This window comes from Frigidibacter sp. (assembly GCF_030695035.1).
GTDB lineage: Bacteria > Pseudomonadota > Alphaproteobacteria > Rhodobacterales > Rhodobacteraceae > Frigidibacter.
This window is the reverse complement of sequence record NZ_JAUYTT010000009.1, coordinates 1-11,983: the sequence shown is the minus strand read 5'-3', so window position 1 is coordinate 11,983 and position 11,983 is coordinate 1. Positions and strand designations below refer to the sequence as shown.

The following is an 11,983-nucleotide window of genomic DNA, read 5'->3' as shown; positions in this document are numbered from 1 at the left end:
TGCAGGGTGATAACGATCCGATCGTTGAGGTTCAGGTCTCAAGGAAATGTCAATTGGAACTCGATTTGCGACCGGATATGTAAGTGTCATGGGAAATCTGATTCGCAGGTTCGGCATCGCCTGCATCGCGATTGTTGTTGCGGTGTCTCTTTCCCTTTCGCCCGCGAATGCTGTCGCCATGCTCGACTGTGACGTCCAACTGTCCCATGATGCAGCGCATGATGTCGATCATGCACACTTCGATGCTGCATCCGTCGAACAAGAGGCCGATAGCGCGACGCATCCTGCAAACCATTGTGTTGCACATGCTTGTGTCGTGGCGATTGAAGCCTTGTCAATTCATCCACACACTATGCACCTGAACCACAGGGCGGGCTTTCGCATGCAGAGCTATGCACTGGTCGCCGCTGCAAAGCCGGAAGGCCTACGCCGCCCTCCTCGCGTCTGATCGTTCCAAATCCTGAGCAGCGGCTGGTGGCCGCTGCGGAATGACCAGAATACGCGAGGGACTTTTCAATGATATTCCGCATCGCGGCCATCGTGCCGCTGGGTCTTGCTGCATGTACGCAGCTTGATCCACTCCCGCTCGGGGCCGAAGGCCCTGCGTCGGCAACAGTGCACTCTAACGCTCCAGCAGCGCCTGCGGTCAGCTATGGCGGCTACCGGGTTACCGAGCCTGCCGACTGGCGTGGCGTCAACGACGCGCAGGCGGGCAGCTGACATGAAAACAAAGTTGATCGGATCCGTCGCGCTGGTCGCGACGCTGTCGGCCTGCGCCGACACCGCCACGATTGCCCGGGTCAGTGAACCCCGTGCCGGCTTTGCCGCCGTCACGGAGCGCAGCCGGAATGCGCAGACCGGCACCCCGGGCTGGCATCAGAACGCAGCCGAGATTGCGGCGGCCGAAGCCCGTTCCAAGGCAATGCTGCAGGGCAAGACGATCAGCGCCGAAACCGCCGTTCAGGCGGCGCTGCTCAACAACCGCGGTCTTCAGGCGGCCTATGCCGAACTGGGCCTTTCCGCGGCCGATGTCTGGGAGTCGGCATTGGGGCCGGTGCCATCCGTCGGCATTTCCGTCTCTGGCCTCGCAGGCGATGTCGCACGCACGCTGGAGGCCACGCTCATCACCTCGATCCTTGAGGCCGCGACCGCCAAGCCACGCACCAGGGTCGCAGAACTGAGGTTCCAGCAGGCTCAGTTTGCTGCAGCCGGTGAGACCATCGCGCTGGCGGTGGAGACGCGCCGGGCCTGGATCGAGACGGTCGCCGCCTTCGAGGCCGCTTCCCTGATCGCCCGGACCCAGAACACGGCCGATGCGGCGTCGGAACTGGCCGTCGAACTTGGCCGCACCGGGGCGATGAATGCCGCGGATCAGGCCCGCGAGCATGCCTTCACGGCAGAGATCGCAGCCGAACGTGCGGATGCGAAGCTCGAAGCTCAACTGGCCAAGGAGCGGCTGGCGAGGCTCATGGGCGTGTCACTTGGAGAGGTGACGTTCTATGTGCCGGACGCGCTTCCCGGCCTTCCAGGACGCCCCCGCAGCCGTGCGGACATCGAGCGGCTCGCCTTGCAGAACCGCGTCGACATCGCCGCTGGTCGCCTCGAATTGCAGGCTATTGCGGCCGATTACCGGCTGACCGGCGAAACGCGCGCCGTCTCCGACGTCGCGATCCGTGCCGGCCTCGAAGCAGAACGGGATGCCGGTGAGACGGAAACCACTCCCGTTGTGGAGGTAGAGTTCGAGATCCCGCTCTACGAAACAGGCAAGCTCGTGTCCCGGCGCGGGAATCTCGCGTACCTCAAGGCCGCCAACCAACTCGCTGATGCCGCGACCAGCGCGCGGGCCGAGGCACGTGCTGCACATCTGGAAGTGACGGGCAAATATGGAGTCGCCCGTCACTGGCGCGACGTGGTGCTGCCGCTGCGCCGGACAATCGATGCCGAGGCGCTGAAATCCTACAACGGCATGATCACCTCGACCTTCGAACTGATCGAAGACGCCCGCGACGGGCTAGAGGCGCAACTCGGCGCGGCCGAGGCGAAGCGTGACTACTGGCTGGCGGAAACCGCCGTGACCGAAGCGATCTGGGGCGGCGCCGCCGCCTCAGGCTCTTCCGAGGAAGGAGGCGACGAATGATGAACCGCAGACAGATGCTGGGGGCCGGTCTGACGATGGGGGCCGGAGCCGTTCTTGCCAATGCAGGCGCAGCGCAGACGAAATTCCGCGACCTGCCCGAAGCGGCGTCTAACGACAGCCCCTATACGCAGGTCCCCCCGAGGCCGACCGAGCGCTTCGATTACAACCCGGTCGTGACCCTCAACGGCTGGTCGCTGCCCTACCGAATGAACGGCGACGTGAAGGAATTTCACCTCGTGGCAGAGCCGGTGGAACGCATCATGGCCGATGGCATGATCGCCCGACTATGGGGCTACAATGGTCAGTCGACCGGCCCGACCATCGAGGCGGTCGAGGGCGAGCGGGTGCGTATCTACGTGACCAACCGCCTGCCTGAGCATACCTCGGTCCATTGGCACGGCCTGATCCTGCCTTCGGGCATGGACGGGGTCGGCGGGCTCAGTCATCCGGCGATCCCGCCCGGCAAGACATTCGTCTACGAGTTCGACCTCGTGAAGTCGGGCACCTTCATGTACCACCCGCACGCCGACGAAATGGTGCAGATGGCAATGGGAATGATGGGTCTCTTCATCGTGCATCCGCGCGATCCGGAGTTCATGCCGGTCGACCGTGATTTCGCCTTCCTGCTCGCCGCCTACGACATCGACCCGGGGACCTACCTGCCCAGGATCATGGAGATGACGGATTTCAACCTGTGGACCTGGAACAGCCGCATCTTCCCTGACATCGACCCGTTGGTCGTGAACAAGGGCGACAGGGTGCGGGTGCGTTGCGGCAACCTCACGATGACCAACCACCCGATCCACATGCATGGCTACGATTTTGAAGTCACCTGCACCGATGGCGGCTGGGTCCGGCCCGAGGCGCGCTGGCCCGAAGTCTCGATCGACATTCCCGTGGGTGCCATGCGCGCCTACGAGTTCGATGCCGTGCACGAGGGCGACTGGGCGATCCACTGCCACAAGTCACACCACACGATGAACGCCATGGGACACGACATCCCGACATTCATCGGCACCGACAAGTCGCGCTTGACCGGCCTGATGCGGCGCCAGCAGCCTGGCTACATGCCGATGGGCACCGCCGGCATGGCCGACATGGGCGAAATGTCGATGGAGATCCCCGACAACACCGTCCCGATGATGGCCGGATGGGGACCTTACGGCCCACTCGAGATGGGGGGGATGTTCTCGGTCGTGAAGGTCCGCGAAGGAATTGATCGCGACGATTATTCAGACCCGGGCTGGTACGAGAATCCTCCCGGAACCCAGGCCTGGGAGTGGACGGGCGAATTGCCCGAGCATGCTTCAAACGACCGACCCGACACTATCCTCACGCCCCGCGGCGGCGTGCGGCGCGGATGACCCATCGAGCAGAAAAGGAGAAACGCTCATGAAGACGACAATCGCAGCCCTGATCCTCGCGCTTTCGCCAGTTGCCGTCATGGCAGACGGGAAGCATGACATGGCGATGGGAGGCCCGGCCGGCCACCACAAGCCGACGCGGACCGTCGAGGTAATCATGAAGGAGGATTACGACGCCGATCTCGTGTTCGTCTACGAACCCAAGGAACTGACCTTCAAGGCGGGTGAGACGGTGCGACTTCACATCGTCAACAAAGGCGAGGAAATTCACGAATTCGTCATGGACACGATGGAGGCGAATGCCGAGCACAAGGCGATGATGGAGAAGTTTCCGGAAATGGAACACGACGACCCGAACGCCGTGCGCCTGGAGCCCGGTGAGGAGGCCGACATCGTCTGGACATTCGGCAAGGCCGGTTCCTACGAATTCGCCTGCCTGATCCCCGGCCATTACGAGGGCGGCATGCACGGCCCCCTGACCATCAACTGAACCTCATCACACGAAGGAAATACGAAATGAAACTTCTTTCCATGCTCGCGGCGGTCTTCCTTGCCGCTTCGCCGGCTTTCGCCGATGGCGATCACCCGATGACAGACGGGACCGTTACCAAAGTCGATGCCAAGTGGAACAAGGTGACGATCGACCACGGTCCGCTCGAGAATCTGGACATGCCCGCCATGAAAATGGTCTTCGTGGTCGCCGACCCGGCCATGCTGGATGGTCTGTCCGAGGGCAGCAAGGTGCGCTTCGTCGCAGATCGTATGAACGGCAAGCTCACCGTGACCGAGATCGAGGTGCAGTAAGCCCAAGCCGCACGCCGATGTGTCGGCGTGCGGCCTTTGAACGGAATTTCATGATGCGCTCTTGGGTCTGGATTTCAGCTGTTTCCGCCTCAATTGCTGCCGTGGCGCTGGCCTGGCCTCAAATGAAGCGGCCTGACCTGTCCCGTGGCGCTGCGGTCTACGCCGAGGCTTGCGCGTCGTGCCATGGCGGGATGCTCGAGGGCCAACCCGACTGGCGCTCGCCCGGCCCCGACGGCCGTCTGCCTGCCCCGCCGCACGACAAGACCGGTCATACCTGGCATCATCCCGACGATGTACTGTTCCGCATCGTGAAGGAAGGCACCGCCGCAGTCGTCGGGGGCGGCTACGAGAGCGACATGCCGGGGTTCGGAGGCGATCTGAGCGACGCGGAAATTCGCGCGGTGCTTGCCTACATCAAGAGCACATGGCCGGAACGTGAGCGGAGCTATCAGGAACGTGTGTCGCAGGGAAACTAGACCATCCAATGAGAGCTGATGCGCGGCATGGCTGCTGAGGCAGTGGTCGAAGGACGCACTATTAAAGTGTTTCAGAAACAAAAGGTTAAGGTGGAGAAGGTTGGATATCAGGCCCTTTCCCTCCGCCACCTGCCCTCGCGAAAGCGTTCTCCCGATCCGGCGGCGGCCGCATTTTTCCGTTGTTTTCGAGGGTTATGCGGGTGGGGCTGAGCACTGGTGCCGGCGCCAAGAGGCCAGAAGGCGGTCTCTCAAGGCCGATATTCTCCGGACCTGATGACTGCGCGGATTTGGTGAATAGCTTGCAAGCCTCTGAAAACATAGGAAATGCGGATATATGGGCTAAACACTCCGACGCCAGTGGCGTTCGCAAGAAGGAACTCGGATCGAACATTCAAGAGGCGCATCATAGCCCGGCCGGGCTGGATCAATCAGCTGGAAGAGCCGACATCGTCGCCTTCACTGGTGGGTGCCGAGACCTCGACTTCGCCGAGCTCGAGCGTGTCAGTTTCAGTCAGTAGCCATGCTGAAAGACGCTCGGTCGCTAGCGAGGCCTGTTCGGGCTTTCGCAGGGCACACTCCCAGATCGTCGCCACACGCCAACCCGCCGCAAGCAGCACTCCACGGACGGCGCTGTCCCGAGCAACGTTCGCCTCGAACTTTGCCTGCCAGAAGTTCGCGCGAGTCGACGGTGTAGAGGCGTAGCGGCATCCATGATGCCGATGCCAGAAGCAGCCGTGAACGAAGATGACGGCGCGGTGCATGGGAAGGGTCAAGTCGGGCCTTCCATAGACCTTTTTCGAGTGAAGACTGTAGCGGAAGCCCTTCTTGTGAAGCGCACTGCGAATGGCGATCTCGGGAGCGGTGTCCTTTTGCTTAACGCTCGCCATGATCCTTGACCGCGTCTGCGGATCGAACACGTCGGTCATTGCTTAGAGTTCCGCGCGGTCTTACCTTGTGTTGCGAACCTAGAGCAAACCTGACCGAAGAACAACGCGATGTGTAGCCGTGTTTTCGGCAGACGCGGTGCTCCAGACGGACATAGATAAGGGGAATCAAGACTAATGGAACTCAAACCCGCTTTAAACTCCGGCATCCCCAATGGAGAACCTCATATTTCCGAAGCATGCTTGTTTATCTCGCGGCTGGCGCAAGAGGTTACGCAGAGATGAGCTGGCCGATTTCAAACCACGAGAGCCCAGACGTTGACCTTTCAATACCCGGCGTGACCGCACCTCACTATCTGTGGGCAATACTATCCGCAGATGGAACCAATTTTCGGGAGCGCAACTATGAGAGTACCCGTGCTGCGCTTAAGGCGGCAATAGATCGTTTTTCCACGAGGACTACTGGGGGGCAAACTCCAAACGCTGAGATCTCAGAGCAAAGGCTCCGGACATGGAAGACGGCGTTCGAAGAAATGGGGCTGTTGACGGTTGACGAAGATGGCACTGTCCAAGCCACCCGCTTTGGTCGCGCAGTTGTCGACGGCCTCGACGATGTAGCCGCGTCCTTAGAGGGAGCAAATCATAAGATTGCTCGACTGGGTGCGATGGTTGCAAACCGCGTCCTCCTAGCGAAGCCCGACCGAAGTGGAAATCCGGCTTCCGGCGTTCCGGCTGGATCGAACCTGCGTCCACTCCGGGCCATTTGGAAGGCCTTTCGGCAACTCGACAATAGGCTTCACTGGCAGGACATTAACCGGGTTCTCGGTCATATCCATGACGAACACGAGCTCGAGAGCGCCATCTCGCGAATTTCAGAATTTCGAAAGCGATTTCCGACGGGCTACTCTAGCGAGGTGGAGCTCAAGGAGCTTGGCCAGAACGCTCTCACCAACGATCCACGGCACATAACACCTTGGTTCAACCGAGCTGGCTTGGGCGGAGTGTTGATCCCCTCAGAAGCGGCTTCCGATGGCTTTCGTACGCTGACCAATGAGAATGCCGCAATCTTTGATAGTCTACTCGATGAAGCCGTTCCTGAAGTCCCGCAGGACGCTTGGTCTAATCGATCGAGCTACATTTCCTACTTGATGTCGCCAGTTGAGGCCGCGGAACGCCCGCCGTTGGCGACAGCTGATGTTAATTTGGTGAAAGAGGTGTTGACGGCGGTTAGGGTGCACGGTGCTCGGAAAATCATAGCGCTCTCAGGTATACCAGGGACGGGGAAAACTCGTCTGGCGAGAATTGTGGCCGATCAAATCACTGATGGAGATCCGTCGAGAGGTATGGAGATCCAATTCCACGATAGTACTTCATACGAGGATTTCGTTGAAGGGTTTGTTCCGAGAGCTGATGGACAGGGCTTTCAGCTTCGTCCAAAGACCCTTCGGAAAATTAATGAAAAGGCGTTGGAGGACCCCGGAAGAGAGTATGTCTTGGTGATCGAGGAGTTTACCAGGGCGAACGCTCACTCCGTACTTGGAGAGTTGCTTACGTACATTGAACATCGGGGCCGGAAATTTACGCTTTCCATTTCTCAGTCCGAAACGCAGATCGCGCCAAATCTGATTGTTCTCACCACAATGAACCCGCGAGATCGCTCAGCGCTTTCACTGGACGACGCAGTAAACAGACGAGTTCACAGAATTCCAGTGCCCTCGTCCGTTGCTTCTTTAAAGGAGATGCTTTTCAGCAATTTACCACCCGAGGTCTTGGATCGGCTAATTGAGTGGTTTGATCGGCACCTTGAGGACTTGCCGTTTGGGCACGGTGTTTTTGCGCACGCGAAGGATGCCGGCGCTCTAGCTGACATCTTCAACGGTACAGTACGGCCTTTATTGTCAGATCCACTGGGAAGAATTCACGAAGCATACGAGGCCGCTTACAACTCATTTCCATATCGAGATACCCAGCCTTCAGAAGAAGCTGTTAGTGGAGATCAAGGATCGAAATTGTCTGACGCTGAGGGCATTCCAAGCATTGACCAATCGGCTTGAGTCAAGAAATGAGATTGATTCTACAGGAGCGTGGATCGTCTGTCGTAGTCACCCTTGACGAGTGGCGTTTGCATTCTCTTGACCAGCCTATGAAGGCTTTGGCTTCGAAGAACGTTCTCCGGATTGCACGGAGCAATGCCGGTTTCGTTGTTACGCCAGGAAACTACGTCGGTGAACTTGTACTTCCGTCGGCTAGCGTCAGCATCGAGCCAAAATCTCCAAGCGTTCTAGCAGCAATGGATCGCTTGGCATTGTTGTCAAAAGAAAAGCACTTGGACAATCTTAAGTCAGATGGTGTTCCGGATGGTTCGACAGAGGGCGATCCCGCTGGTGAGTTCCGTGACGCGCTTCTTAATTGCGTCTACGAGGGTATTCCTTGGCAGTATGCTCGAGAAACTCACGCCACGTCATTCCCGAGAGGCAGAATTGAATTTGGCAAGACCGTACGCCAAATTGCAGCTCGAGGTATCCGTCATCGCGTAATCGCGACGCGCTCAGTCCATCGCCAAGACCAACAGTTCAATCGTGTTGTTCAATCTGTCATCCCGATCCTTCCAACCCTAGTCGGCGTGACGTCGAGGACACTCAGGGAAGTACACTCACTCTCCCAAGCGCTCGATGTTGCGGAGCCATTCGGCACGAGCGAAGAGGCTATCGTTGCCGCTCACGGCGCGATCCAGAATCTTGCTATAGGGCCCAACACAGCTGCTATCAGGCTTCTTAAGTGCTGCATCCAAATCCTGACTACGGGACACCTCTTCGGTGGATGGGTGGCGCACTTACCAAATGGAATAGCCAGGTTCCGCAACATCGAGGCGCTTTGGGAGTGCTGTGTGCAAGTGCTCGTCGATGTGTGGCTCCAGGACTCAGCCGTCCAAGCCGATGCTCGTTTGCATGGACTGCGGGGAAGTGAAACTCGCCTCTTCCCTGACGGGGGCCCGCTATTGGACCCCGATGTGATTATTGAGGCCGAGGGCAGGACCATTGGCGCTGTAGATGCAAAATATAAGTTGTTGGATCCGATGAGTTCCGGCGCAGCCACAGACCTCTATCAGTTGACGTGCTACGTGAGAAGTCTGAATGCGGGTTTAGGAATTCTAGTCTATCTCACGGAAAGAAATGAATACGCCAAAGTCGTCGGCACGACGTTAGAGGGCGCGCCGATCGTCATAGTCACAATTTCCGACAAACTTCTCTTGCAAGAGAGAGCTGGTGCACTGAGCAGTCTCCTTGCTCGTTGGCCTCTCGTCCGAAAGTGCTTGGACGAGGGCTTCGCCCACCGCTTGCCCGAGACGAGGGGGAACCGCGTTGCCGATTTGTTTGGCAACGTCCTTCTTCGGACCTAGAAACCTGAAGCTGTCCGGAAACGACTGCAGGCGCGCACCCTCTCGGCTCGTGATATTGCGGTTGTCTTCAGGATGAGCGAAACGGCCGCGCGTGAAGTTGTCAAACATAGCAGTGAGTGTGCCCGATGGACGGTTCCACCAGAGCCGACCAAAGACATCGAGATGGCGGTGACCATTTGAGGCTTTATGGCAGGGCAACTGTAAGTGCGAAGGCACGTCCAACCGTCCACCACCTTCGGGAACGTAGCTTATTCTTTCAAGGTTTCGGTCCGAGATAGCCACACGGCGATGATTGTGGTGGTCGGGGTGTTCATTGAAGTCTTCTGGTGGAGACGGGAGATCGGCAATAGCCTCCCTTACAGTGGCATATTCCTCTGGCAACCTCGTGGGCTCGGGAAAGGAGAACTGTGCATTCAAGTCCTTCCGAATGGCGACGATGAAGGCCCGCCGACGGAACTGGGGGACACCGTAAGAAACCGCGTCTAGAACGGCCTTGTGCAGAACGTATTCTTGCTCCCAGGCCTCGGTGATAAATTCGATAAAGGCACGCCCCCGTGCGCCGAGAATAGTCGGAACGTTCTCCATCAAGATCGCTTTAGGCGATAGGGCTAAGGCATACTCCCCAAACCTTTTCACAAGCTCGTTCCTGGCGTCGAGAGGTTGTCCGCGACGTTGGACAGAAAAGCCCTGACATGGCGGCCCCCCAGCTACTATGTCAACGCGTTCCGTCGTATCTCGAACCATCGAAATGAACTCCCGAACGGAGGTCTTTGACAGGTCGAGTTGGCGGACGTGATCGCCAAGGTTTGCTCGGTATGTCGCGCACGAATGCGCGTCAAAATCGGCCGCGAAAACCGGCCTTATGCCTGCTTCCCGCAGCCCCAGTGAGAGGCCGCCAGCTCCACAGAAGAGGTCAACCGCATGGAGCGCCATCAAGCCACCTCTGCCTCTTGTTCGGCTAGCCTGAGGCGCCTTTTCATTCCTGCCAGAGCTGAAGAAATGGATTTCTCGATGGGTGCGCGCACGTCTTCTTCAAGTGAAGTGCTTACGGCTTCGCCGACCCAAGCTTGATCGATATGTTCAGCCAACGCGCGAGCGAAGGTTGGTGCGACAGCATTGCCAATCTGCTTGAACTTGTCGTCAAATGGTCCCTCGAAATGATAGTTGGCTGGGAAGCCTTGCAACAGGCCCGCTTCTCGAACGGATAGGCCCCTGTCTTGCGTAGGGTGTACAAACCGGCCGCAAGACGGCGTTCGACAGCGAGCGGTAATTGCTACAGCTGGACGATCCCACCACAACCTACCATAAACATCTCGGAAGCCATCAACCTTCGTGTGACATTGGGGACCAACGCCATCAGGAAGCGACTTCCTGCTGCCTCCGTCGTGCGGAATGAGCTTGAGAAGCTCAATTGTTTCACGGCGGTGCTTTGACGTCTTGTGCATCGGATCATGTTTGCACTCTTCGCCCGCAGAAAGAGGTGGTAACTCGCCAATAGCGTCTCGAACCGAAACAAACTTGCTTGGAGCATGTGTGGGTCGCGGCATTTCAGTGCGATGAGAGAGCCGTGAAGATAACACCAAGGCCCTATACCGCTCTTGCGGAACACCAAAGCTGGCGAGGTTGTGTAATCGTGCGCGTGTAATATATCCATGTTCCTCCAATTGTGACGAGAACGCTTCATAATGCTTCCAATATTTTTTTTGAAGCATTTCGGGTACATTTTCCATTACAACCAATGCCGGCTCCAGCGCCAGAACGATGGCGCCAAAGGCGGCAAGAAGCTCATTTCTCTCGTCTTCGCGGGGATCTTTCTTTCTGTGAGAGCTGAATCCTTGGCAGGGCGCACATCCAATTAGGATCAGCGGCTTACTTGAGTCATAGCCCCATTGAGAGAGGGCCTCCTCGAGCGATTCTCGATCAGTCAGTCGCCGAATGTCGTTCATTATGGCGGGCTTCTTCAGCATCCGCTCGTATGTCGCGTTGGCGTGCCGGTCGATGTCGAGGCCGCCGAGAACACGGTACTTTACATTGCGAGCGGTAGCAGTGTGGAAGCCGAAAGACATACCGCCACAACCGCTGAAGAAGTCGATCACCTGGACCTCTTCAATGCCTCGACCCACATGGGATTTCATTTTTTTATTTGGTTGCATCGATGGCCTCAATCTTTCGTTCTTGTTATTATTTTTATTCATGTCGCGATGCGCTGTGGAAAAGCTCACCTTGTGAATGGAAGCCTTCTCTATCGAGGTGCTCACGTACCAAGCGGGCGATAAGGGTTGATTTCTTGTAGCCCTTTTCTTCGCAATACGCGGAAAAGCGGCGATCCTCTTGATGCTCTAACAGAACCGTCACTTGTTTCTTGTGTTCCCGAGCCATCGCCACCTCCGTTCTCGTTTTGTGCCTGACCCCGGTGCGTTGGTCAAGAGAAGTATGGACTCTTCGACAGGAGTCTGGAAGCGGTGATCGACCATCAGGTTGGGCCAGAACGTCCTTTGTTGCTCTCTAGCACGGCAGGTGCCTGTTGCTGCAGGCTCCACTCTAACGGGAAGGGCTCCAGCACCTGCGCCAACGTCACCTCCCGGCCCAGCTTGTCGTCCAGGATCGCCTCAACGAGGTCTGGCGCAAGCAGCGTTAGGCGCAGGATGCGCGTCATATAGGACGTTGCGATCCCCTCCTGCTCTGCCAGTTCGGCGATGGTAGCGAACTCACCCGATTTGAGCATCCGCTTCCAGCGGAAGGCTCGGGCCAGCGCCTTGACCAGTGTCTTGTCCGCTTTGCGGTCTGGCCGAACGCCATCGGGCAGGTGCATTTCCTTTCGGCCGCCGCGCTTCACGACGCGGAACGGGACGTGGAGCGTCACGGTCTCGGGTATCGGCGCGCCGTGTGTCATGCGGCTTCTCCGATGTCGCCGTCCC

General features: G+C 58.1%; 11 protein-coding genes and 1 pseudogene. 8 read left to right on the top strand and 4 right to left on the bottom strand.

The genetic code is table 11. The features are described from left to right. The first annotated feature begins 88 nt into the window (after nt 1-88). From Q8S30_RS09105 to Q8S30_RS09080, 6 genes are all read left to right on the top strand, one after another. The gene (locus tag Q8S30_RS09105) at nt 89-448 is read left to right on the top strand and encodes a hypothetical protein (protein ID WP_305665709.1); all 360 of its coding nucleotides are present in this window, start codon (nt 89-91) and stop codon (nt 446-448) included. A gap of 285 nt (nt 449-733) precedes the next feature. After that, nucleotides 734-2,137, top strand: coding sequence for a TolC family protein (locus tag Q8S30_RS09100; protein WP_305665708.1), 1,404 nt, complete (start codon nt 734-736; stop codon nt 2,135-2,137). Further along, nucleotides 2,134-3,501 (top strand): multicopper oxidase family protein, encoded by a 1,368-nt coding sequence (locus Q8S30_RS09095; protein ID WP_305665707.1) that lies wholly within the window; start codon nt 2,134-2,136, stop codon nt 3,499-3,501. Before Q8S30_RS09100 ends, Q8S30_RS09095 begins: the two co-directional genes overlap by 4 nt. A 28-nt stretch (nt 3,502-3,529) precedes the next feature. Further along, nucleotides 3,530-3,991 (top strand): cupredoxin family protein, encoded by a 462-nt coding sequence (locus tag Q8S30_RS09090; RefSeq protein WP_305665706.1) that lies wholly within the window; start codon nt 3,530-3,532, stop codon nt 3,989-3,991. A gap of 26 nt (nt 3,992-4,017) precedes the next feature. Continuing rightward, the gene (locus Q8S30_RS09085; RefSeq protein ID WP_305665705.1) at nt 4,018-4,305 is read left to right on the top strand and encodes a copper-binding protein; all 288 of its coding nucleotides are present in this window, start codon (nt 4,018-4,020) and stop codon (nt 4,303-4,305) included. A gap of 122 nt (nt 4,306-4,427) precedes the next feature. Then, entirely contained in the window at nt 4,428-4,781 is a 354-nt protein-coding gene (locus Q8S30_RS09080) for a cytochrome c (protein WP_371135481.1), read from the top strand. A 428-nt stretch (nt 4,782-5,209) separates the two neighbouring features. Here the strand turns inward: Q8S30_RS09080 and Q8S30_RS09075 are convergent, their stop codons facing one another. Further along, a complete protein-coding gene (locus Q8S30_RS09075) occupies nt 5,210-5,707 on the bottom strand; it encodes a very short patch repair endonuclease (protein WP_305665703.1) in 498 nt (165 codons plus the stop codon). 197 nt (nt 5,708-5,904) lie between these two features. Here Q8S30_RS09075 and Q8S30_RS09070 point away from each other — a divergent pair, with 197 nt between their 5' ends. Both Q8S30_RS09070 and Q8S30_RS21115 read left to right on the top strand, forming a co-directional pair. Continuing rightward, nucleotides 5,905-7,719 (top strand): AAA family ATPase, encoded by a 1,815-nt coding sequence (locus Q8S30_RS09070; protein WP_305665702.1) that lies wholly within the window; start codon nt 5,905-5,907, stop codon nt 7,717-7,719. Nucleotides 7,720-7,727: 8 nt separating this feature from the next. Next, a pseudogene (locus tag Q8S30_RS21115) lies at nt 7,728-8,813 on the top strand (hypothetical protein); the annotation flags it as partial. A 54-nt stretch (nt 8,814-8,867) separates the two neighbouring features. On the opposite strand, the gene Q8S30_RS09065 reads toward Q8S30_RS21115, so the two are convergent. The 3 genes from Q8S30_RS09065 to Q8S30_RS09055 form a co-directional block, all read right to left on the bottom strand. Then, complete coding sequence (locus tag Q8S30_RS09065; protein WP_305665701.1) at nt 8,868-9,998, bottom strand: DNA cytosine methyltransferase; 1,131 nt, start codon at nt 9,996-9,998, stop codon at nt 8,868-8,870. Continuing rightward, nucleotides 9,998-11,323 carry a DNA cytosine methyltransferase gene (locus tag Q8S30_RS09060; RefSeq protein WP_305665700.1) on the bottom strand — a complete coding sequence of 442 codons (1,326 nt, stop codon included), beginning with the start codon at nt 11,321-11,323 and terminating at the stop codon, nt 9,998-10,000. Before Q8S30_RS09060 ends, Q8S30_RS09065 begins: the two co-directional genes overlap by 1 nt. A gap of 215 nt (nt 11,324-11,538) precedes the next feature. Continuing rightward, on the bottom strand, nt 11,539-11,958 hold the full coding sequence (locus Q8S30_RS09055; RefSeq protein ID WP_305665725.1) for a hypothetical protein: 420 nt from the start codon (nt 11,956-11,958) through the stop codon (nt 11,539-11,541). Between the last annotated feature and the right edge of the window lie 25 nt (nt 11,959-11,983).

Excerpts from the sequence above, each read along its gene's own strand:
- Q8S30_RS09055 (WP_305665725.1), bottom strand. The coding sequence starts at position 11,958 with ATGACACACGGCGCGCCGATACCCGAGACCGTGACGCTCCACGTCCCG.
- Q8S30_RS09090 (WP_305665706.1), top strand. The coding sequence starts at position 3,530 with ATGAAGACGACAATCGCAGCCCTGATCCTCGCGCTTTCGCCAGTTGCC.
- Q8S30_RS09085 (WP_305665705.1), top strand. The coding sequence starts at position 4,018 with ATGAAACTTCTTTCCATGCTCGCGGCGGTCTTCCTTGCCGCTTCGCCG.
- Q8S30_RS09070 (WP_305665702.1), top strand. The coding sequence starts at position 5,905 with ATGCTTGTTTATCTCGCGGCTGGCGCAAGAGGTTACGCAGAGATGAGC.
- Q8S30_RS09080 (WP_371135481.1), top strand. The coding sequence starts at position 4,428 with ATGAAGCGGCCTGACCTGTCCCGTGGCGCTGCGGTCTACGCCGAGGCT.
- Q8S30_RS09095 (WP_305665707.1), top strand. The coding sequence starts at position 2,134 with ATGATGAACCGCAGACAGATGCTGGGGGCCGGTCTGACGATGGGGGCC.
- Q8S30_RS09075 (WP_305665703.1), bottom strand. The coding sequence starts at position 5,707 with ATGACCGACGTGTTCGATCCGCAGACGCGGTCAAGGATCATGGCGAGC.
- Q8S30_RS09105 (WP_305665709.1), top strand. The coding sequence starts at position 89 with ATGGGAAATCTGATTCGCAGGTTCGGCATCGCCTGCATCGCGATTGTT.
- Q8S30_RS09065 (WP_305665701.1), bottom strand. The coding sequence starts at position 9,998 with ATGGCGCTCCATGCGGTTGACCTCTTCTGTGGAGCTGGCGGCCTCTCA.